Annotated in this window: 17 protein-coding genes; 8 read left to right on the top strand and 9 right to left on the bottom strand. The window is 67.2% G+C overall.

Going from position 1 to position 20,963, the window contains the following annotated elements:
• The first annotated feature begins 38 nt into the window (after positions 1–38).
• Both JI752_RS17480 and JI752_RS17475 read left to right on the top strand, forming a co-directional pair.
• On the top strand, positions 39–1,097 hold the full coding sequence (locus JI752_RS17480) for a two-component system response regulator (RefSeq protein ID WP_206860708.1): 1,059 nt from the start codon (positions 39–41) through the stop codon (positions 1,095–1,097).
• A 6-nt stretch (positions 1,098–1,103) separates the two neighbouring features.
• Positions 1,104–3,278: a response regulator gene (locus tag JI752_RS17475; protein ID WP_216966520.1), complete on the top strand. Its 2,175-nt coding sequence runs from the start codon at positions 1,104–1,106 to the stop codon at positions 3,276–3,278.
• Between the two features lie 83 nt (positions 3,279–3,361).
• On the opposite strand, the gene JI752_RS17470 is transcribed toward JI752_RS17475, so the two are convergent.
• Both JI752_RS17470 and JI752_RS17465 read right to left on the bottom strand, forming a co-directional pair.
• Complete coding sequence (locus tag JI752_RS17470; protein ID WP_216966518.1) at positions 3,362–4,237, bottom strand: crotonase/enoyl-CoA hydratase family protein; 876 nt, start codon at positions 4,235–4,237, stop codon at positions 3,362–3,364.
• 163 nt (positions 4,238–4,400) lie between these two features.
• Positions 4,401–6,080, bottom strand: a complete 1,680-nt coding sequence (locus JI752_RS17465) for a long-chain fatty acid--CoA ligase (protein ID WP_216966714.1) — start codon at positions 6,078–6,080, stop codon at positions 4,401–4,403.
• Between the two features lie 185 nt (positions 6,081–6,265).
• Here JI752_RS17465 and JI752_RS17460 point away from each other — a divergent pair, with 185 nt between their 5' ends.
• Entirely contained in the window at positions 6,266–6,721 is a 456-nt protein-coding gene (locus JI752_RS17460; RefSeq protein ID WP_216966515.1) for a nuclear transport factor 2 family protein, read from the top strand.
• Between the two features lie 292 nt (positions 6,722–7,013).
• On the opposite strand, the gene acnA is transcribed toward JI752_RS17460, so the two are convergent.
• Positions 7,014–9,779 carry an aconitate hydratase AcnA gene (gene acnA, locus JI752_RS17455; RefSeq protein ID WP_216966513.1) on the bottom strand — a complete coding sequence of 922 codons (2,766 nt, stop codon included), beginning with the start codon at positions 9,777–9,779 and terminating at the stop codon, positions 7,014–7,016.
• A gap of 215 nt (positions 9,780–9,994) precedes the next feature.
• On the opposite strand from acnA, the gene JI752_RS17450 reads away from it, so the two are divergent.
• The 3 genes from JI752_RS17450 to acnB are packed head-to-tail and all read left to right on the top strand — an operon-like array spanning position 9,995 to position 13,325.
• On the top strand, positions 9,995–10,240 hold the full coding sequence (locus JI752_RS17450) for an AbrB/MazE/SpoVT family DNA-binding domain-containing protein (RefSeq protein ID WP_216966511.1): 246 nt from the start codon (positions 9,995–9,997) through the stop codon (positions 10,238–10,240).
• Positions 10,241–10,244: 4 nt separating this feature from the next.
• The gene (locus tag JI752_RS17445) at positions 10,245–10,697 is read left to right on the top strand and encodes a type II toxin-antitoxin system VapC family toxin (RefSeq protein ID WP_216966509.1); all 453 of its coding nucleotides are present in this window, start codon (positions 10,245–10,247) and stop codon (positions 10,695–10,697) included.
• Between the two features lie 42 nt (positions 10,698–10,739).
• Positions 10,740–13,325, top strand: a complete 2,586-nt coding sequence (gene acnB / locus JI752_RS17440) for a bifunctional aconitate hydratase 2/2-methylisocitrate dehydratase (RefSeq protein ID WP_216966507.1) — start codon at positions 10,740–10,742, stop codon at positions 13,323–13,325.
• A gap of 323 nt (positions 13,326–13,648) precedes the next feature.
• Here the strand turns inward: acnB and hflD are convergent, their stop codons facing one another.
• Genes hflD through JI752_RS17420 form a run of 4 tightly spaced genes read right to left on the bottom strand, consistent with a single transcriptional unit; the run spans position 13,649 to position 16,363 of the window.
• A complete protein-coding gene (gene hflD, locus JI752_RS17435) occupies positions 13,649–14,251 on the bottom strand; it encodes a high frequency lysogenization protein HflD (protein ID WP_216966505.1) in 603 nt (200 codons plus the stop codon).
• 14 nt (positions 14,252–14,265) lie between these two features.
• On the bottom strand, positions 14,266–15,387 hold the full coding sequence (gene mnmA / locus JI752_RS17430; protein WP_216966503.1) for a tRNA 2-thiouridine(34) synthase MnmA: 1,122 nt from the start codon (positions 15,385–15,387) through the stop codon (positions 14,266–14,268).
• On the bottom strand, positions 15,384–15,863 hold the full coding sequence (locus JI752_RS17425) for an NUDIX hydrolase (RefSeq protein WP_216966501.1): 480 nt from the start codon (positions 15,861–15,863) through the stop codon (positions 15,384–15,386). The genes mnmA and JI752_RS17425 overlap by 4 nt, the downstream gene beginning before the upstream one ends.
• Complete coding sequence (locus JI752_RS17420) at positions 15,863–16,363, bottom strand: YbjN domain-containing protein (RefSeq protein WP_254201115.1); 501 nt, start codon at positions 16,361–16,363, stop codon at positions 15,863–15,865. Before JI752_RS17420 ends, JI752_RS17425 begins: the two co-directional genes overlap by 1 nt.
• A gap of 99 nt (positions 16,364–16,462) precedes the next feature.
• Here JI752_RS17420 and clpS point away from each other — a divergent pair, with 99 nt between their 5' ends.
• Together clpS and clpA are read left to right on the top strand one after the other, a co-directional pair.
• A complete protein-coding gene (clpS, locus tag JI752_RS17415) occupies positions 16,463–16,783 on the top strand; it encodes an ATP-dependent Clp protease adapter ClpS (RefSeq protein WP_115841517.1) in 321 nt (106 codons plus the stop codon).
• 125 nt (positions 16,784–16,908) lie between these two features.
• On the top strand, positions 16,909–19,191 hold the full coding sequence (clpA, locus tag JI752_RS17410) for an ATP-dependent Clp protease ATP-binding subunit ClpA (RefSeq protein ID WP_216966499.1): 2,283 nt from the start codon (positions 16,909–16,911) through the stop codon (positions 19,189–19,191).
• Positions 19,192–19,260: 69 nt separating this feature from the next.
• Here the strand turns inward: clpA and JI752_RS17405 are convergent, their stop codons facing one another.
• On the bottom strand, positions 19,261–20,592 hold the full coding sequence (locus JI752_RS17405) for an aminotransferase class V-fold PLP-dependent enzyme (RefSeq protein WP_216966497.1): 1,332 nt from the start codon (positions 20,590–20,592) through the stop codon (positions 19,261–19,263).
• 148 nt (positions 20,593–20,740) lie between these two features.
• Entirely contained in the window at positions 20,741–20,959 is a 219-nt protein-coding gene (infA, locus tag JI752_RS17400; RefSeq protein WP_031372296.1) for a translation initiation factor IF-1, read from the bottom strand.
• Positions 20,960–20,963 lie beyond the last annotated feature (4 nt).

Genomic DNA, 20,963 nt, shown 5'->3' with positions numbered 1-20,963 from the left:
GCCACCACAGGGGGTGGCGGCACTTACGGAATCATGATGTGAACGTCGTCATCGTCGATGACCAAACCTCCGCGCGCACGATGCTGCGCCACATCATCGAGGACATATCGTCCGAGCTGCATGTTTCCGACTTCGGCGATCCCGAGGCGGCGCTGGGCTGGTGCGAATCCAATCAGCCCGACCTGCTCCTGCTCGACTACCGCATGCCCGCGCTCGACGGACTCGAGTTCGCCCGCCGTTTCCGCCGCCTGCCGCTGCACCGCGACATCCCGATCATCCTGGTGACGGTGGTCGGCGACGAGCCGATCCGCCAGGCCGCGCTGGAAGCCGGCGTCATCGACTTCCTCGTCAAACCCGTCCGTCCGCGTGAACTGCGCGCCCGCTGCCGCAACCTGCTGCAGCTGCGCCAGCAGTCGGAGAACGTGAAGCAACGTGCGCTGTCGCTGGAGCAGCGCCTGCTGTCGAGCATGCATGAAGTGGAGGAGCGCGAGCGCGAAACGCTTTCGCGCCTCGCCCGCGCCATCGAGTACCGCGACGCCGGCACCAGTGCCTACCTGGAACGCATGGCGCACGTCGCCGGGCTGATCGCCGAGCAACTGGGCATGTTCGAGGACGAGGTGCGCGTCATCGAGATGGCCGCGCCGCTGCACGACATCGGCAAGATCGCCATTCCCGACGCGGTGCTGATGAAGGCCGGTCCGCTGTCGGAGGACGAGACCGCGGTGATGCGCCGTCATCCGCGCATCGGCTACGAGCTGCTCAGCGGCAGCCAGAACCGTTTCATCCAGGCCGGCGCACTGATCGCGCTGCGCCACCACGAGCGTTACGACGGCAGCGGCTATCCCGATGGCCTGCGGGGCGAGGAAATCCCGTTGGAAGCAAGGATCGTCGCGGTTGCCGACGTATTCGATGCGCTGATCTCACCCCGTCCCTACAAGAAGGCATGGGACGTGGATGCAGCGCTGGGTTACCTGTATGCGCAGCGCGGTCGTCTGTTCGACCCGCGCTGCGTCGACGCGCTGATCCGCAGCCGCGAGCGGCTGGAGGACATCTGCAACCGGTTCTCGACGGTATCCGCGCGCCCCGGCCTGGAGTGAGCCGTGATGTTGAGCGTCTTGAGCAATCTGAAAAAGGAGCTTTCGCGACGCCCCGACAGTGAACACGGTCAAGCCTTCGTGCGCCTTGCCGTTCTGTCGGTGGTGCTGGTCTACATGCTCGTGCGCGGCGCCACCGGCGCGCTGCCGTCGAAGGAGTACGTCAACGTCCTGAAGATGGTGGAGACCGGCTTCGCGGTCGGTGCGTTCCTCATCGCATGGATCCTCTGGCGGCCGGGCAAATCGCACCTGCGCCGCATCATCGGCATGATCTCCGACTACGGCCTGATGGCCGCGGCGATGATCCACATCGGCGAGCCGCTGGCGTGGGTCTACGTGATTCTGATGTGGGTCACGGTCGGCAACGGCCTGCGCTTCGGCAACGGCTATCTGTATGGCGCCGTGGCGATGTCGTTCGCCAGCTTCGGCGCGGTGGTCACGTTCAACGACTACTGGCTGCACAACCGCGTGCTCGCGGTCGGCCTGCTGCTGGGACTGGTGGCGATCCCGCTGTACCTGTCGGGCCTGCTGCGCGCGCTGACGACGGCGACGGACGAAGCCCGCCGCGCGAACGAAGCGAAGAGCCGCTTCCTGGCCAACATGAGCCACGAGTTCCGCACACCGCTCAACGGCCTGGCGGGCATGTCCGAGCTGTTGGCGACGACCCGGCTCGACAGCGAGCAGCGCGAATGCCTCAGCACGATCCAGGCCTCCACGCGCAGCCTGCTTTCGTTGGTCGAAGACGTGCTCGACATCTCGGCGATCGAGGCCGGCAAGCTCAAGCTGGACCGCGTGGATTTCACCCCGCGCGAGCTGATGGACAGCATCAGCCTGATCCTGCAGCCGCAGGCGCGCGCCAAGCAGTTGCAGTACGAGGTCGCCATCGCCCGCGACGTGCCCGAGTTCCTGCGCGGCGACATCGGCCATGTCCGCCAGATCCTGATCAACCTCGCCGGCAACGCGGTGAAGTTCACCGACCAGGGCTCGGTGCGGGTCGAGGTGAGCGTGGTCGACCCGGGCGCCGAACGCGTGCGCCTGCGCTTCACCGTGACCGACACCGGCATCGGCGTGCCCGCGGCCATGCGTCAACGGCTGTTCAAGCCGTTCGAGCAGGGCGACGTCAGCCTGGCGCGCCGCTACGGCGGCACGGGCTTGGGCACGACCATCGCCAAGGGCCTGGCGGAAGGAATGGGCGGCAGCATCGGTTTCGAACCGGTGGAGCCCGGCAGCTGCTTCTGGGTGGAGCTGCCGTTCGAGCGCGCCGAGGCCGCGCCATTGGCGGAGGAGGACACGGTTTCGTTCGCCTCCGCGCAATCGGAGACGGCGCCCAACGTCATCGCGTTCTCCGACCCGTTCCTGCGCCACCGCGCGCGGGTGCGCAGTCTTTCGATCATCGTCGCCGACGACCACATCGCCAACCGCATGGTCTTGCAGCGTCTGCTGCAGAAGGCGGGGCACCGGGTGGTCTGTGTCGAAGGCGGCGAGGAAGTGCTCAATGCACTGGCGACATCGGACTACGACGCGGTCATCACCGATCTGCACATGCCCGACGTCAGCGGCCTGGACCTGCTGCGCCAGCTGCGCGTGATGGAGGCCGGCAGCGGTCGCCGCACACCGGTGCTGATCCTCAGCGCGGATGTCACCACCGAATCGATCCAGGCCTGCGAGCAGGCCGGCGCGCGCGCGTTCCTGTCCAAGCCGGTGTCGACCACGCGACTGCTCGACACGCTGGCGGACATCGCTGCCAATCAGCGCGTCGCGGCCACCATCGTCGCGCCGCCGCGCGCCGAGGCGACGCTCGCGGGCGACAGCCACTTCGATCCGTCCGTGCTCGACGAGCTGGGTGCGCTCGGCATGGGCGCGGGCTTCGAGCGCGAGTTCATCGCGCAATGCCTGGTCGATGCCGACAAGTGCCTGCAGCAGATCGAAGTCTGCGCGCAGCGTGCCGACTGGGAGCGCATGCGCGACCAGGCTCACGCGCTCAAGGGCGTGGCCAGCAACCTTGGCCTGATCAAGCTGGCGGCCATCAGCGGTGAGCTGATGCGGCTGCCCGACTGGCAGCTTGCGCGCGACTGGTCGGCGAACCTGGCCCGTCTGCGCGAGCGGCTTGCGCAGGGCAGGGCGGCGCTGGAAACGCGTGATCGACAGCGTGGCGCGCGCGGCGAAGGCGAGCGCTCTCCCTGATCCTCGGGCCGGATCGCGGCCCGATCGTCCCCTGTTTTACGACCGACTGCGGCGTCGGTACTGCCGTCCCCCGTGGCCGCCCGTCAGGCGGCCGCTTCCGTGCCCGAACGACGCTCCTGCGCGCGCACGATGCGCTCCATGGTGCGAAGTGCCTTGTCGCCGAGTGCCAGCGCCGTGTCCACCCACACTTCGGTGATGCCCATCAGTTCGTCGTAGCCGACCGGCTGGGCGATCCCGCGCACGGCGTTCATCGCCAGGTGCGCATGCGGAGCTCGCTGCTGGCGGCGGATCACGTCGTTCACCGCGGCCTCGCCTTCGCCCTTCGGCACCAGGATGTCGACCACGCCCATGCGGTGCCATTCCTGGCTGGGCAGGATCGAGCCTTCCATGATCAGCCGTTCGGCCAACTGCGGCGACACGCGCTTGCACAGGAAGGAATACGCGCCCATGCCCGGGAACAGGCCGAACAGCACTTCGGGCAGTCCCATCTCGCAGTCTGCCTCGGCGACGATGGTGTGGCACGACAGCGCGAGCTCCAGACCGCCGCCCAGCGCATCGCCCTGGATCAGTGCGACCGTACGAACGTCGCCGCCCAGGCCGGTGTGGAAGTGGTGCACGCCCTCGACGCAGCGGCGGGCATAGGCCAGCAGGTGCTCGCGGTCGTTGGCGCGGATCAGTTGCGAGAACAGTTGCAGGTCGCCGCCCAGGTTGAAGGCGTGCGGTGCGTTCGAGGCGAGCACGACGTGGCGCAGGCGACCGCTCTGGCGCTGGTTCTCGCGCAGCGTGATCGAGTTGAGGAAGCTCCACATATCGTCCATGAGTTCCGTGCGGAAGCACGGACGCGCGCCCTGGGCATGGTCGTTATGCATGTACATCCAGTGCGTGTCGCCTGCGGGGTCGGATTCGACGCGCAGGGTCGGGTAGGCGCGCGTGCGGTGCAGCTTCTCGATCATGCTCATGTTGCGGTCCTCGGCATAGCCGCCCGCAGGCAGGGAGTGGGCAGCGAGCGGCAGGGGGTGTTGCCCACCGGCCGATCCTACACCGCACGATCTGTCCATAAGAGAAAGCCCCACCGCAGGGGAGGGGCTTTCATGAAACGTCCGACAAACGGGCAGGCGGCGTTCAGTGAGGCGCCGGAGCGTCCCGCAGTTCGCGGCGCAGGATCTTGCCGACGTTGGTCTTGGGCAGTTCCGTGCGGAACTCGACGTAGCGCGGATGCTTGTAACCGGTCAGGTGCTCGCGGGCATGGGCCTTGACCTGCTCGGCGGTCAGCGTCGGATCCTTCTTGACGATGACGACCTTGACCGCCTCGCCGGACTTCTCGTCCGGCACACCGACGGCAGCCACTTCCAGTACGCCCGGCATCATCGCGATGACGTCTTCGACTTCGTTGGGATACACGTTGAAGCCCGACACCAGGATCATGTCCTTCTTGCGGTCGACGATGTAGAAGAAGCCCTTCTCGTCCATGCGCGCCATGTCGCCGGTGTGCAGCCAGCCGTCGGGGTCGATGGCCGCGGCGGTTTCCTCCGGACGCTTCCAGTAGCCCTTCATGATCTGCGGGCCGCGCAGGCACAGTTCGCCCACTTCGCCCTGCGGCAGCATGTTGCCGGCTTCGTCCTTGACGCAGGCGTCGGTGGAGGAGATCGGCAGGCCGATGGCGCCGTTGTAGTCGGCCAGATCCATCGGGTTGATGCATGCCGCCGGCGCGGATTCCGTGAGGCCGTAGGCTTCCACCAGCGTCGTGCCGGTGACCTGCTTCCAACGCTCGGCGACCGAACGCTGCACGGCCATGCCGCCGCCCAGGGTGAGGTGCAGGCTGGAGAAGTCGATCTCGCTGAAGCCAGGCGTGTTGAGCAGGCCGTTGAAGAGCGTGTTGACGCCGGTGATGGCCGTGAACTTGACGCCCTTGAGCTCCTTGACGAAGCCCTTCATGTCGCGCGGGTTGGTGATCATGTAGTTCAGGCCGCCGAACTTCATGAAGACCAGGCCGTTCGCCGTGAGCGCGAAGATGTGGTACAGCGGCAGCGCGGTGATGATGATCTCCTCACCCATCCGCACGTTCGTGCCGACCCACGCGGCCGCCTGCTGCATGTTGGCGACCATGTTGCGATGGGTGAGCATCGCGCCCTTGGCCACGCCCGTGGTGCCGCCGGTGTACTGCAGGAAGGCGATGTCGGACGGCTCGATGTCGATCTCGGGCAGCGCGTGGCGCTGACCCAGCGCCAGCGCGTCGCGGAAGCGGATCGCGCCCGGCAGGTCGTAGTCGGGCACCATCTTCTTCACGTACTTCAGCACGAAGTTGACGATCGAGCCCTTCGGGAAGCCGAGCATGTCGCCCAGGCCGGTGGTGACGACCTGCTTGATCTGCGTGTCGGCGATCACTTCCTGCACGGTGTGCGCGAAGTTGTCGAGCACGAAGATCACGCTCGCGCCCGAGTCCACCAGCTGGTGGCGCAGCTCGCGCGCGGTGTACATCGGGTTGGTGTTGACCACCGTCAGGCCGGCGCGCAGCACGCCGAAGGTCGCGATGGGGTACTGCAGGCAGTTGGGCATCATGATCGCGACGCGATCGCCCTTCTTGAGCTTCAGCTCGCCTAGCAGGTACGCCGCGAACTGGGCGCTGAGCTGGTCAATCTCGGCATAGGTGTAGGTCTTGCCGAGATTGGCGAACGCGGGGCGGTCGCGGTAGTTCTCGATGGCACTTTCCAGCACGGCGACGACGGATGGAAATTCATCCACATCGATCTGCGCCGGAACCCGTTCGGGGTACTGCGCCAGCCACGGACGTTCGAAACTCATCGCGATCCCCTCTCCATCGCTGTTGAAGCAGCCTTCCAGATCCGTCGGTCGCATTTCATGGATGCTCCACCGTACGGTGTTTGCCCGATTGGAGCATAGGCTCCAGAGGGCTGGCAAGGCGCGTCGCCGCGCGCCGACCCCCGTGGCAGGATGTACGCGCTCACGCGTGGCAAGGGGACATCGGAATGGGGAAGGCAAGGGGCTGGGTGCGCGCCGCGATGGCGCTGTGGTGGGTGCCGGGACTGGTGCTGTTGCTGGCCGCCTGCGGCCGCACACCGCCGGAGGAGCGCCTGCGCGGCACGCTCGCGGAACTGCATACGGCCATCGAAAAGAAGGACGCCGCGGCGTTGGACGACGTGCTGGCGGAGGATTTCGTCGGTCCGGGCGCGTTGGACCGCGACGGCGCGCGCCGCATGGCGCAGCTGATGTTCCTGCGGTACGGCGCGGTGGGAGCCAACATCGGCCCGGTGTCGATCGAACTGCAGCCCGGCCACGCGACCGCGAGCTTCAACGTAGCGCTGACCGGCGGGTCGGGCCAACTGCTCCCCGAGGCCGCCCGGCTGTACGACGTGCGCACGGGCTGGCGCGAGGTGGACGGGGAGTGGCGGATGACCAGCGCGGAGTGGGACGCGAAGCTGTAACGCGTCGCGAAGGTCCTGCGCGGGCGCGACTCCGTTCCGGTCATGCCGGCGACCTGTGCATCCCGTCATCCCGGCGAAGGCCGGGACCCAGGTTGTCGCGCGTTCCGTTCGCGTCCCGTCATTCCAGCGAAAGCTGGAATCCATTTCGACCTGGGCGTGCGGATGGCGCGAAACAACAGAGCGGCGCCGCGCGGCAACGGCGGTTCACCGCTGCCTCTTCGTTGCCCTTCACCCCAACCCCTCTCCCGGCGGGAGAGGGGCTTGAGCGTTGCGGGCTTGCGCCGCTCCCGCGTCAGAGCGCCTTGCGGGCGGCCAGCTGCCGCAGCACGTAATGCAGGATGCCGCCGTGGCGGAAGTACTCCACTTCCTTGGGCGTCAGCAGCATCACCTTTACTTCGAACGACACCGTGCTGCCGTCCTTGCGCGTCGCGGTCACCGTGGCGCGCTTGGACTCGCCGTCCTTCAAACCCGTCACGCTGAAGGTTTCCGAGCCGTCCAGCCCCAGCGTCTGCGCGTTCTCGCCGTCGTTGAACAGCAACGGCAGCACGCCCATGCCGACCAGGTTGGAGCGGTGGATGCGCTCGAAACTCTCGGCGACCACGGCCTTCACGCCCAGCAGGTTGGTGCCCTTGGCCGCCCAGTCGCGCGAGGAACCGGTGCCGTATTCCTTGCCCGCCAGCACCACCAGCGGCACGCCGTCGGCCTTGTACTTCATTGCGGCGTCGTAGATCGACAGCTTCTCGGGCGCTGCGCCGTCCTTGCCGAAGTACAGCGTGTTGCCGCCTTCCTCGCCACCGAACATCAGGTTCTTGATGCGGATGTTGGCGAAGGTGCCGCGCACCATCACGTCGTCGTTGCCGCGACGGCTGCCGTAGCTGTTGAAGTCCGCCGGCTGCACGCCGCGCTCGATGAGGAACCGGCCCGCCGGCGAATCCTTCTTGATGTTGCCGGCCGGCGAGATGTGGTCGGTGGTGATCGAATCGCCGAACAGGCCCAGCACGCGCGCGCCGAAGATGTCGTCGATCGAACCGACCTGCATGCCCATGCCGTCGAAGTAGGGCGGGTTCTTGATGTACGTCGACGACGCGTCCCACGCGAACGACTCGCCTTCCGGCGATGCGATCGCGTTCCAGCGCGTGTCGCCCTTGAACACGTCCGCGTAGTTCTGCGCGAACAGCTCCGGCCCGACGGTCGCGGCGATGACATCGCCGATTTCCTTGTTGGTCGGCCACACATCGCGCAGGAACACGTCCTGGCCGTTCGTGCCCTTGCCCAGCGGCTCGCGGCTGAGGTCGATGTCCACCGTGCCGGCGATCGCGTAGGCCACCACCAGCGGCGGCGAAGCGAGGTAGTTCATCTTCACTTCGGGATGCACGCGGCCTTCGAAGTTGCGATTGCCCGACAGCACGGAGGCGACGACCAGATCGCCCGTGGCGATGCCGGCGCTGACTTCCGTGGGCAGCGGGCCGGAGTTGCCGATGCACGTCGTGCAGCCGTAGCCCACGACGAAGAAGCCGAGCGCTTCTAGGTCGTCCAGCACTCCGGCCTTGCGCAGGTAATCGGTGACCACCAGCGAGCCCGGCCCGAGCGAGGTCTTCACCCACGGCTTGGCCTTCAGCCCCAGCTTCGCCGCGTTGCGTGCGAGCAGGCCGGCGCCGAGCATCACCGCCGGGTTCGACGTGTTGGTGCACGAGGTGATCGCCGCGATCACCACCGCGCCATCCTTCAGCCGCACGTTCTGCTGGTTGATCGTGATGTCGGAGATGCCCTTGTGCAGCGATTCGTTGCCGACCGCCGCGCCGCCGCCTTCGGCGACGAAGTTGGCGACGTCGGGCGAACGCTTGTCGCGGCCGACGGTGAGCGGGCCCAGGTTGTCGCGGTAGTTCTGCTTCACGTCGACCAGCAGCACGCGGTCTTGCGGACGCTTGGGGCCGGCGAGGGAGGGCTTCACGTCGCCCAGGTCCAGTTCCAGCGTGGTGGAGTAGTGCGCTTCCGGCGCGCCCGGCTCGTGCCACAGGCCCTGCGCCTTCGCGTAGGCCTCCACCAGCGCGATGTGCGGCTCGCTGCGGCCCGACAGGCGCAGGTAGGTCAGCGATTCGGCGTCGATCGGGAAGATGCCGCAGGTCGCGCCGTATTCGGGCGCCATGTTGGCGATGGTCGCGCGATCGGCCAGCGGCAGGTGCTGTAGGCCGTCGCCGAAGAACTCGACGAACTTGCCCACCACGCCCAGCTTGCGCAGCATCTGCGTGACGGTGAGGACGAGGTCCGTGGCGGTCGTGCCTTCCGGCAGCGCGCCGGTGAGCTTGAAGCCCACCACCTGCGGAATCAGCATCGACGAGGGCTGGCCGAGCATCGCCGCCTCGGCCTCGATGCCGCCCACGCCCCATCCCAGCACGCCGATGCCGTTGATCATCGTGGTGTGGCTGTCGGTGCCGAACACGGTGTCGGGGAAGGCGAGCTGCTCGCCGTCGACGTCGCGCTCGACGACGACGCGCGCCAGGTTCTCCAGGTTCACCTGGTGGACGATGCCGGTGTTGGGCGGCACGACCTTGAAGTTGTCGAACGCCTTCTGGCCCCAGCGCAGGAAGCTGTAGCGCTCCATGTTGCGCTGGAACTCGATCTTGCCGTTGAGGTCCAGCGCGTCGGCGGTGCCGAACACATCCACCTGCACGGAATGGTCGATCACCAGCTCCGACGGAATCAGCGGGTTGATCTGGCTCGGGCTGCCGCCGAGCTTGGTCACCGCGTCGCGCATCGCCGCCAGATCGACCACGCAGGGCACGCCGGTGAAGTCCTGCAGCACCACGCGCGCGGGCATGAAGGCGATCTCGGTGTCGGGCTCGGCCTTGGCATCCCACTTCGCCACGGCTTCGATGTGCTCCTTGCCGACCGTCACGCCGCCGTCCTCATGGCGCAACAGGTTCTCCAGCAGGATCTTCATGGAGTAGGGCAGGCGGCCGATATCGAAGCGTTCGCCCAGCGCCGGGAGGCTGAAATAGGTGAGGTTGCGTCCGCCCACGGCGAGCTGGCGGCGGGTGGAGAAGGAGTCATGGGACATGGGGGAAGCTCCTGGCGGTCCTTGGCTGAATGGCGAGTCTGGCTCGGGGACCGGTCGATTATCCGCTGCTCGCGTTAATCCGCCGACCGGACGATGGTCTACATCCTGAACAGGTCCCGCGTCCTGGCGCTTGCAGAACCATGCGCAATTGAGTATGTGGCGCCAGGTATGTACAATTCGTGCATACCGAATCCGTCGGTGCCGAGGAGGTCCCCGTGGAAGCCATCGTTGCCGAACGAGGCCAGATCACCCTGCCCAAGGCCGTCCGCGACGCGCTGGGCCTGACCAAGGGCACCCTCCTCAAGGTGGAGCTGGAGGGCGGGCGCATCATCCTGCGCAAGAACGTCGACGACGCCATTTCGCGCGCGCGCGGCCGCTTCAAGCTGCCCGAAGGCGTGACCACCGACGACATCATGCGCGAGTTGCGCGGCCGCGCCCCGGGCGATCCGGTAGACGTCTGACGCCATGACCGCGCCGGCCGGCAACACCATCGCCATCGATACGTCCGTGCTGATCGACCTGCTCGGCGAGGACGCTGGCATGGCCGATGCGGCGGAGCAGTGCGTCCGCGATGCATTGGCGCAGGGCCCCGTCGTGCTGTGCGACGTGGTCGTCAGCGAGATCACCGCCGGCCTGGGGCACGGCACCGACATCATGGACGTGGTCGAGGAGATGGGGATGCGTTACCTGCCCGTGGAGCGCCGTTCGGCGATTCGCGCGGGCGAAATGCAGCGCCGCTTCAACCAGCGTCGCCGCGCGACGGGGCAGGCCGGCCAGATGTCCCCGCGCACCGTACCGGACTTCATCGTCGGGGCCCACGCGCTGCTGCAGTGCGCCGGCCTGATCACCCGCGATGCCGGGTTTTTCCGCGACTACTTCAAGGGCCTGAAGATCATCGTGCCCAAGACGGTCGCTTGAACGAACCAAGTCAAAGAGCCTGAGTTTTTCCTGGAGAGAACCATGTTGGAAGCCTACCGCCACCACGTTGCCGAGCGCGCCGCGCTGGGTATCCCGCCGCTGCCGCTGACCGCGCAGCAGACCGCCGATGTCATCGAACTGCTGAAAGCTCCGCCGGCGGGCGAGGAAAGCTTCCTGCTCGACCTGATCACGAACCGCGTTCCGGCCGGCGTCGATGACGCTGCCAAGGTGAAGGCCTCGTACCTCGCGGCTGTCGCCTTCGGCACCGAGAAGAACGCGCTGATCACCCGCGCCCGCGCCACCGAGCTGCTGGGCACGATGCTCGGCGGTTACAACATCCACCCGCTGGTGGAGCTGCTGGACGACGCCGAAGTCGGCACCGTCGCGGCGAATGCGCTCAAGCACACGCTGCTGATGTTCGACGCTTTCCACGACGTGCAGGAAAAGGCGGAGAAGGGCAACGCGAACGCCAAGACCGTGCTGCAGAGCTGGGCCGACGCGGAGTGGTTCACCAGCCGTCCGGAAGTGCCGGAGTCGATGACGATCACCGTCTTCAAGGTGACCGGCGAAACCAACACCGACGACCTGTCGCCCGCGCCCGACGCCACCACGCGTCCGGACATCCCGCTGCACGCGCTGGCGATGCTGAAGAACAAGCGCGACGGCATCGAACCGGAAGAAGACGGCAAGCGCGGCCCGGTCGCCTTCATCGAATCGCTGAAGAGCAAGGGTCACCTGGTCGCCTACGTCGGCGACGTGGTCGGCACCGGTTCCAGCCGCAAGTCCGCCACCAACTCGGTGCTGTGGTTTACCGGTGAGGACATTCCGTTCATCCCGAACAAGCGCTTCGGCGGCGTGTGCCTGGGTTCGAAGATCGCGCCGATCTTCTACAACACGATGGAAGACGCCGGCGCGCTGCCGATCGAACTCGACGTGTCGCAGATGAACATGGGCGACGTGGTCGAGCTGCGTCCGTACGACGGCAAGGCGCTGAAGAACGGAGAAGTGATCGCCGAGTTCTCGGTGAAGTCCGACGTGCTGTTCGACGAAGTCCGCGCCGGCGGCCGCATTCCGCTGATCGTCGGCCGCGGCCTGACCGCCAAGGCGCGCGAAGCGCTGGGCCTGCCGGCTTCGACGCTGTTCCGCCTGCCGCAGAACCCGGCCGACACCGGCAAGGGGTATTCGCTGGCGCAGAAGATGGTCGGTCGCGCCTGCGGCCTGCCGGAAGGCAAGGGCATCCGCCCGGGCACGTACTGCGAGCCGAAGATGACGTCGGTGGGTTCGCAGGACACCACCGGCCCGATGACCCGCGACGAGCTGAAGGACCTGGCCTGCCTGGGCTTCTCGGCTGACCTGGTGATGCAGTCGTTCTGCCACACCGCCGCGTACCCGAAGCCCGTGGACGTCAAGACGCACCACGAGCTGCCGGCGTTCATCAGCAACCGTGGCGGCATCGCGCTGCGCCCGGGCGACGGCGTGATCCACAGCTGGCTCAACCGCATGCTGCTGCCCGACACCGTCGGCACCGGCGGCGACTCGCACACGCGCTTCCCGGTGGGCATCTCGTTCCCGGCCGGTTCGGGCCTGGTCGCGTTCGCCGCGGCCACCGGCGTGATGCCGCTGGACATGCCGGAGTCGGTGCTGGTGCGCTTCAAGGGTGAGATGCAGCCGGGCGTCACGCTGCGCGACCTGGTCAACGCGATCCCGCTGGCCGCCATCAAGCAGGGTCTGCTGACGGTCGCCAAGCAGGGCAAGAAGAACATCTTCTCCGGCCGCATCCTGGAGATCGAAGGCCTCCCGCACCTGAAGGTCGAGCAGGCGTTCGAACTGTCCGACGCCTCGGCCGAACGCTCCGCCGCCGGCTGCACGGTCCATTTGGACAAGGCGCCGATCATCGAATACATCACCAGCAACATCACGCTGCTGAAGTGGATGATCGCCGAGGGTTATGCCGACCCGCGTTCGCTGGCGCGCCGCATCAAGGCCATGGAAGCCTGGCTGGCCAACCCGCAGCTGCTGGAAGGCGATGCCGACGCCGAGTACGCGGCGGTCATCGAGATCGACCTCAACGAAATCGTCGAGCCGATCCTGGCCTGCCCGAACGACCCGGACGACGTGAAGACGCTGTCCGACGTCGCCGGCGCGAAGATCGACGAGGTCTTCATCGGTTCGTGCATGACCAACATCGGCCACTTCCGCGCCGCCGCGAAGCTGCTGGAAGGCAAGCGCGACATCCCGACCCGCCTGTGGGTCGCGCCGCCGACCAAGATGGACGCGTCCGAACTGACCAAGGAAGGCCACTACGGCACCTTCGGCACGGCCGGCGCGCGCATGGAAATGCCGGGCTGCTCGCTGTGCATGGGCAACCAGGCGCAGGCGCGCGAGGGCGCGACGGTGTTCTCCACGTCCACCCGCAACTTCCCGAACCGCCTGGGCCGCAACACCAACGTGTACCTGGGTTCGGCCGAGCTGGCCGCCATCTGCTCGCGCCTGGGCCGCATCCCGACCCGCGAGGAATACATGGCCGACATCGGCGTGATCAACGCCAAGGGTGCGGAGATCTACCGCTACATGAACTTCGACCAGATCGAGGACTACCGCCAGGTGGCGGAGACGGTCGCGGCCTGATCGTCGAGTCGTAGTCGATCGCCTCGTTGCGATGCAAAGAACCCCGGCAACCGCCGGGGTTTTTTGTGCGCCTCGTCGCTGTCCCCGCACATGGCCGATCGCGCACGCGCGGTGCGTGACAACAGTCAAGGACTTGTGGGGCGCGCCGTTATCTCATTCGCGGCACGCAGGGGGAATGCGACATGAGAACCGACAAGCCGGCCCGGTCCGACCGGGTGGAGCAGGCGATGCGCTGGACGATCGCCGCGGCGCTGGTGGCCGCGGTGTGGTGGGCACTGGGGTTCGGCTCGATCTCGGGCTGACGAGGGTCGCCGAACGGCGGCTCAGCCTTCCAGGTGGTCGCGCACGGCCTCGAGCAGTGCGCGCCGGCGCAGCAGGAAGTCCCAGAGGCTGCCGCCGCACTGGCGCCACAGCACGGCCGAGCGCACGGCCGCCAGCAGGATCGCGCGCACTTCCGACACCACCGTCGCCTGCCCGAGGTAGTGCGGGTTGCCCTGCACGAGCACGCGCGGGCGCAGGTGGCTCAGGGTTTCGGCATACAGCGCACCCAGCGCGGCCATGACGTCCGGGTGCGTGGCGCCCATTCGCTCGGCATTGCCGGCTTGCGCGCGAATGCCCGCCTGGACACGCCGGCCCATGTCGTCGTCGCGCACGAAGCGGCGTTCCAGCTGCATCACGGCCAGCACCAGGCGCGGCAACTGCTCGTCGCGCTGGGAGCTGCCGAAGTAGTCGCGCAACAGCGTAAGCCCCGGGCGCAGCGCCTCGAGGTCGCCGTAGACCGCGGCGGGCGAGGGCGCATCGATCCGGAACACCGAATCCATGGCGGTGGCGAGGATGGCGGCGTTCGCCTGTCCGGTGTCCGCGACGCGCCGCACCTGCGCCAGGGCCTGCACGAGGCCGGCAAGGGCGAGGACGCGCGTGGACATCGACGTGTTCTGGGTCATGCGGCTCGGGCCTTCAATCGTTCTTCCAGGGGCGCGTCCGTGGCGGCGATCACCGCGCCGCCCAGGCAGACCTCGCCGTCGTAAAGCACCAGGGATTGCCCCGGCGTGACCGCGCGCTGCGGACGGGCGAAGCGCACCGCCAGCGTGCCGTCGTCGCGTACTTCGACCTCGCAGGCCTCGTCGGCCTGGCGGTAGCGGGTCTGCGCGGAGCATTCGAAGCGTGACGCGGGCGCGCTGCCCGCGATCCAGTGCGCCGCTTCCGACCACAGCGCCTGCGAATGCAGCCACGGGTTGTCGGCGCCCTGGTCGACGTACAGCACGTTCTCCGTCACGTCCTTGCCGACCACGTACCACGGCGCCGCCTCGAAACCGCGCACGCCGCCGATGTTCAGCCCTTCGCGCTGGCCAAGGGTGAAATAGAACACGCCGGGATGGCGGCCGATCACGCGGCCGTCGGGCGTGCGCATCTCGCCCTCGCGCGCGGGCAGGTAGCGGCCGAGGAACTCGCGGAAATCGCGTTCCCCGATGAAGCAGATGCCGGTGGAGTCCTTCTTCGCCGCGGTGGGCAGACCGGCGTCGAGCGCCATCTGCCGCACATCGCGCTTGAGGAGCCCGCCCAGCGGGAACTTCGTCGCCGCAAGCTGCGCCTGGCCGAGCTGGTGCAGGAAATAGCTCTGGTCCTTGCTGCGATCCACCGCACGCAGCAGCAGGTGGCGGCCGTCGCGTTCCTCGACCCGGGCGTAGTGACCCGTCGCGATGAACTCCGCGCCCAGCGCGCGCGCTGCGTCGAGGAAATACTTGAACTTGATCTCGCGGTTGCACAGCACGTCCGGATTGGGCGTGCGGCCGGCGGCGTACTCGGCCAGGAAATGTTCGAAGACGCCGGCCCAATACTCGCCGGAGAAATCGCGGAAATGGATCGGCACGCCCAGGCGCCCGCTGACGGCCACCGCGTCGCGGCGGTCGTCTTCGGCGCGGCAGTCGCCGCTACCATCGTCGGCCCAGTTCTGCATGAACAAGCCGGCGATCGGCTCGCCCTCGTCGCGCAGGCGCAACGCGGCCACGGAGGAATCGACGCCTCCGGACATGCCGACGATGGTGCGCGCCGCGGTGCTCATGCCAGGTGCTGGGTGAGTTCCAGGGGGTGGCGACGGCCGCCGAGGAAGTCGGCGGCCACCCGCCAGACGAGCGGGCTGCGATGACGCGCACTGGCGGCTTCCAGCTCGCTGGGCGTCATCCACAGGGCGCGCACGATGCCTTCATCGAGCGGGCGGGCCGGGTCGTGCGAGACGGGCTCGGCGGCGAAGGCGAAGCGCAGGTAGTGACGACCGCCGCTGCCATCGGGGTTGAGCGGCGCCTTCCACTGGTAGGCACCCACGAACGCCGTCAGGCGCACGTCCCAGCCGGTTTCCTCGCGCGTCTCGCGCAAAGCGGCTTCGATCAGGGTCTCGTCGGGCTCCAGGTGGCCCGCCGGCTGGTTGAGGACGAGCTTTCCGCCCACGGACTCCTCCACCAGCAACAGGCGCCCGGCGTCCACCACCACCGTGGCGACGGTGACGTCAGGCTGCCAGAAGCGACCCTGACGGTAGCTCATCAGAACTCGTCCTTGCCGGTGAGTTCCAGTTCCATCTGGTCGGCGGTGCGCAGGACGAAGTCGAGCGCGTCGTCGAGCTGTTTCGCGGTCGCATCGGCCGCCAGCTTGACCACGAACACCGCCATGTCGCCCTGCTTGACCCAGCCGCCGAGCTTGCTGGACTGGCTGTCCTCCAGCAGACGGTTGGCGACCTCGACCGGGAAGCGGCCTTCCGGCGCGCGGTACGCCGGCGCCCAGACCTCACGGATCTTCGTGTCGCCGAAGCTCTCCACCGTGGAGATCACGAACGCCAGCTGCGAGCGGTCGTTGTCCAGGTCGAAGGTGAGCTTGTAGTCGCCGTCGTCGTCGACCTCGTACTGGTAATCCAGGCCCTTGAGCTGCTTGGCGACGGCGGGATCGGCAGAACGCTCCGTTGCACTCGTGGAGGCCTTGTCGGCGGCAACCGTCGGCATCGAGATCGACCACGACAGCAGGGCGATGGCGAGTACGTGAAGACGCATGAACCTTCCTGAGATGTGTGACGTACGTAAGAGTCCATTGTGCCGGCCGGCAGGCACGGGCGTCCACGACCGCCTGGGCGGGCACCCTATAATCCGCCCATGGCCAAACAGACCGAACATGAGCACCAGCACGGCGTCCTGGTGGAGACCGGAAAGCCGGAAATCGCCCGTCCGCCGCTGTATTCCGTCCTTCTGCTGAACGACGACTACACGCCGATGGACTTCGTGGTGGAGGTGCTGATGCGCTTTTTCGCCATGAACGCCGAAAAGGCCACCCAGATCATGCTCCACGTGCACACCCGCGGCCGCGGCGTGTGCGGCGTTTTCACCCGCGAGGTTGCAGAATCGAAGGTGGCGCAGGTGAACGAATTTTCAAGACTCAACCAACATCCCTTGCTGTGCACCATGGAGAAGGCCTAAAACTTCCGCTCAGTACGTCCTGAGCGATAAGGGGGGACCCTCCGGTTCCCGGGCCTTGCGAGCATGGAATTCCCCATGCCCGTCCCCATCTAGGACGGCAGTAGCTTCCGGAGGCTTACGCCACCATGTTCAGCAAGGATCTCGAATACAGCATCGGCCAGTGCTACAAGCGTGCCCGCGAGGCGCGCCATGAGTACATGACGGTCGAACACCTGCTGCTGGCGCTGCTCGACAACCCCTCGGCCGAAAGCGTGCTCAAGGCCTGCGGAGTCGACTTCCCGCGCCTGCGCACCGACCTGGAACAGGCCATCGCCACCTCGGTGTCGGTGCTGCCCGAGGACGTCGACCGCGACACCCAGCCGACGCTGGGTTTCCAGCGCGTCCTGCAGCGCGCGGTCTACCACGTCCAGTCCAGCGGCAAGAAGGAAGTCACCGGCGCCAACGTGCTGGTGGCGATCTTCGGCGAGAAGGACAGCCACGCCGTCTACTTCCTCAACCAGCAGGACGTGGCGCGGCTGGACGTCGTCAATTACATCTCGCACGGCATCGCCAAGCAGGGCGGCGAGGAGCCGTCGCGTTCGCAGGAAGAGGGCGAATCGCATTCCGGTGAAGGCGGCGAGGGCGAGGGCAAGGGCGACGCACTGGCGGAGTTCGCCGTCAACCTCAACCTGCTCGCGCGCGAAGGCAAGATCGACCCGCTGGTCGGCCGTGCCGACGAGGTGGAACGCACCATCCAGGTGCTGTGCCGCCGCCGCAAGAACAACCCGCTCTACGTCGGCGAGGCCGGCGTGGGCAAGACCGCCATCGCCGAAGGCCTGGCCAAGCGCATCGTCGACGGCGACGTGCCGGACGTGCTGGCCGACGCCACGATCTACGCGCTCGACCTGGGCGCGCTGGTCGCCGGCACAAAGTACCGTGGCGACTTCGAGAAGCGCCTGAAGGCCGTCCTCACCCAGCTCAAGAAGCTGCCCGAGGCCGTGCTCTTCATCGACGAGATCCACACCATCATCGGCGCCGGCTCCGCCAGCGGCGGCACCATGGATGCGAGCAACCTGATCAAGCCGGCGCTGGCGTCGGGCGAGCTGCGTTGCATCGGCTCGACCACGTTCCAGGAATACCGCGGCATCTTCGAGAAGGACCGCGCGCTGGCCCGTCGCTTCCAGAAGATCGACATCGTCGAGCCGACGGTGGGCGAGGCCTATGAAATCCTGCAGGGCCTCAAGCCCAAGTACGAGGCGCACCACGGCGTGACCTACGCCGACGAGGCGCTGCAGGCCGCGGTGGACCTGTCGGTCAAGCACATCGGCGACCGCCTGCTGCCCGACAAGGCCATCGACGTCATCGACGAGGCCGGCGCGCGCCAGCGCTTGCTGGCCGAAGGCCTGCGCAAGAGCCTGATCGACGTGGAAGAAATCGAAACCATCGTCGCCAAGATGGCGCGCATCCCGACCAAGCAGGTCAGCGCATCGGACAAGGACGTGCTCAAGAACCTCGAGCGCAACCTGAAGATGGTGATCTTCGGCCAGGATCCGGCCATCGAGACCCTGACTTCGGCGATCAAGCTCGCCCGCTCGGGCCTGGGCAATCCGGACAAGCCGATCGGCAACTTCCTGTTCGCAGGTCCCACCGGCGTGGGCAAGACCGAGGTGACCAAGCAGCTCGCGCTGCAGCTGGGCATCGAGCTGGTCCGCTTCGACATGTCCGAGTACATGGAGCCGCACTCGGTCAGCCGCCTGATCGGCGCGCCCCCGGGCTACGTCGGCTTCGACCAGGGCGGCCTGCTGACGGAGAAGATCGTCAAGACGCCGCACTGCGTGCTGCTGCTGGACGAGGTCGAGAAGGCCCATCCGGACATCTTCAACATTCTGCTGCAGGTCATGGACCGTGGCGTGCTCACCGACACCAACGGCCGCGAGGCGAACTTCAAGAACGTGATCCTGGTGATGACCACGAACGCCGGCGCCGCGCAGGCCTCGCGTCGTTCGATCGGCTTCACCAAGCAGGACCATTCCACCGACGCGATGGAAGCGATCCGCCGCGGCTTCACGCCGGAGTTCCGCAACCGCCTGGACGCGGTGGTGCAGTTCCAGGCGCTGGGCTTCGACCACATCCTGCGCGTGGTGGACAAGTTCCTGATCGAGCTGGAAACCCAGCTGCACGAGAAGGACGTGGCGCTGTCGGCCACGCCGACCGCCCGCGACTGGCTGGCCCAGCACGGCTTCGACCCGCTGATGGGCGCCCGCCCGATGGCGCGCGTGATCCAGGAGAAGATCAAGCGTCCGCTGGCCGACGAGCTGCTCTTCGGCAAGCTGGTCAACGGCGGCAAGGTCAGCATCGACGTCAAGGACGACGAGCTGGTCGTCACGGCCCAGGCCGAGCCGGAGAAGCTGTTGCCGGCGACGGTGTGATCGTTCGAAGCACGACAAAGCGCCGGGCCGCATCGAGCGGTCCGGCGTTTTGCTGTCAGGCCCCCGCTGTCAGGACTTTGCGACTTCGCGCAGTGCCGCCAACGCCTGATCGACCTGGTCGGGTGTGTTCATCAGGCCGCCCGCCAGGCGCGCATAACTCACCGCGTACGGACTGCTGCTGGCGAGGACCTTGCGGGCGACCATCGCCGCGACGATCTGCTCCGGCGTCTTCCCCTTGAGTTCGAAACAGCAGATTCCGGCCGACAGCGCCGGGTCCCGGGGCGTATGCAGCGTCAGGCCCGGAATGCCGGCCAGCCCGTCCTTGATGCGACCGTTGAGTTCGGCGATGCGGCCCGCTACTCGCGGCCGCCCCAGCTGCTGCTGGAGCGCGAACGCGCTCGCCAGTCCCCAGTGGTGTTCGTAGGCGTGGAATCCGCCCGGCGTGACACGCGCGGCGACATTCGGTCCGCGCACGGGACGGTCTTCCATCCAGGCTTCGTAGAGTTCGAAGTCCGAGAAGGACGGGATCGTCGGCCGCAGCCGCGCCCAGTTCTCCGCCGATGCCCACACCAGGCCGGTCCCGCGCGGGCCGAGGATCCATTTGTGCGTGCCGGCGCAGAAGTAATCGACGCCCAGTTCGGCCGCAGCCACGTCGACGCAGCCGAATCCGTGCACGCCATCCAGCACGATCCGCACGCGCTGCTCCTCGCTGCGCTTGGCGTTGATCGCGGCGACGGCGTCGGCGATCTCGCGCACCGGCGCGCGCAGGCCGGTGCTGGATTGCACCCATGTGATGCCGAGCACGCGTGTCTTCGGGCCGATGCCTTCGCGAACCGCGGCGACCATGCCCTCGACGGTCGCGTCTTCGGATCGCTCGAACAGGCGGATCTTCCGGACCGTCGCGCCATTGCGCAGCGCAGACAGGCGGATCGACTCGTGGTGGACGACGTGATCGTGCACGGTGGTCAGGATCTCGTCGCCCGGCTTGAGTTGCAGGCCGTGATAGACCAGCGCGAGTCCCATCGTGGTGCTGCCGGTCAGCGCGATGTCGTCCGCACGTCCTCCGAGGTAGGGCGCTGCGGCCTCGCGCACGACGCGCTCCAGGTTCTGCTCATCGGTCCCGAACATGCCGTGCTCGACCGTGAGCAGCGGGTTCGCATCCAGGGTGCGTCGGAAGGTTTCGATGGCCTGGCGCACCGGCTCCGGGTGCGAGGCGATGAAGAAACCGGAAAAGTGCAGGTAGGCCGGATCGAGGCGGAAGAGGCCGCGTACCGACTCCCAGTCGTCCAGCCGCGGCAACGGCGGCGTGTCGGCGACCAGGGCGGCAAGCAGTCCCGTGGGCGCCGCGGCGGCGGCGAACAGCGCGCCCTGTGCTGCGAGGAACGCTCGACGGCTGGGCATGGCGGTGTCCCGAAAGCGGCCGGTGGCCGGTTCTGGGGAACAACGCGGGATGTCGGGCGGCACGGTCACCCGGAAACGAAGAAAGCGGCCATGGGCCGCTTTCCAGTCAAACAGTTACCGCAATTTTATGAAGTGGATTCGCCGGGAATCACTTCATGCGGTAAGTGATACGACCCTTGGTCAGGTCGTACGGGGTCATTTCGACCTTCACCTTGTCGCCGGTCAGAATGCGGATGTAGTTCTTGCGCATGCGACCGGAGATGTGGGCAATGATCTCGTGCCCGTTTTCGAGGCGCACCCGGAACATGGTGTTCGGAAGGGTTTCCGCCACCGTGCCCTCGAATTCGATCACGTCATCTTTTGCCATGTGG

The sequence above is a fragment of the Lysobacter sp. MMG2 genome, assembly GCF_016735495.2.
Lineage (GTDB): Bacteria > Pseudomonadota > Gammaproteobacteria > Xanthomonadales > Xanthomonadaceae > Lysobacter_J.
The sequence above is the reverse complement of the archived record's forward strand: the minus strand, read 5'-3'. Positions and strand labels throughout refer to the sequence as shown.

Coding starts and splice junctions, on each gene's coding strand:
- clpA (WP_216966499.1), top strand. CDS start 16,909: ATGTTCAGCAAGGATCTCGAATACAGCATCGGCCAGTGCTACAAGCGT.
- JI752_RS17470 (WP_216966518.1), bottom strand. CDS start 4,237: ATGAGCATGATCGAGAAGCTGCACCGCACGCGCGCCTACCCGACCCTG.
- acnB (WP_216966507.1), top strand. CDS start 10,740: ATGTTGGAAGCCTACCGCCACCACGTTGCCGAGCGCGCCGCGCTGGGT.
- JI752_RS17460 (WP_216966515.1), top strand. CDS start 6,266: ATGGGGAAGGCAAGGGGCTGGGTGCGCGCCGCGATGGCGCTGTGGTGG.
- acnA (WP_216966513.1), bottom strand. CDS start 9,779: ATGTCCCATGACTCCTTCTCCACCCGCCGCCAGCTCGCCGTGGGCGGA.
- JI752_RS17465 (WP_216966714.1), bottom strand. CDS start 6,080: ATGAGTTTCGAACGTCCGTGGCTGGCGCAGTACCCCGAACGGGTTCCG.
- JI752_RS17420 (WP_254201115.1), bottom strand. CDS start 16,363: ATGCGTCTTCACGTACTCGCCATCGCCCTGCTGTCGTGGTCGATCTCG.
- mnmA (WP_216966503.1), bottom strand. CDS start 15,387: ATGAGCACCGCGGCGCGCACCATCGTCGGCATGTCCGGAGGCGTCGAT.
- JI752_RS17445 (WP_216966509.1), top strand. CDS start 10,245: ATGACCGCGCCGGCCGGCAACACCATCGCCATCGATACGTCCGTGCTG.
- clpS (WP_115841517.1), top strand. CDS start 16,463: ATGGCCAAACAGACCGAACATGAGCACCAGCACGGCGTCCTGGTGGAG.
- JI752_RS17405 (WP_216966497.1), bottom strand. CDS start 20,592: ATGCCCAGCCGTCGAGCGTTCCTCGCAGCACAGGGCGCGCTGTTCGCC.
- JI752_RS17425 (WP_216966501.1), bottom strand. CDS start 15,863: ATGAGCTACCGTCAGGGTCGCTTCTGGCAGCCTGACGTCACCGTCGCC.
- infA (WP_031372296.1), bottom strand. CDS start 20,959: ATGGCAAAAGATGACGTGATCGAATTCGAGGGCACGGTGGCGGAAACC.
- hflD (WP_216966505.1), bottom strand. CDS start 14,251: ATGTCCACGCGCGTCCTCGCCCTTGCCGGCCTCGTGCAGGCCCTGGCG.
- JI752_RS17475 (WP_216966520.1), top strand. CDS start 1,104: ATGTTGAGCGTCTTGAGCAATCTGAAAAAGGAGCTTTCGCGACGCCCC.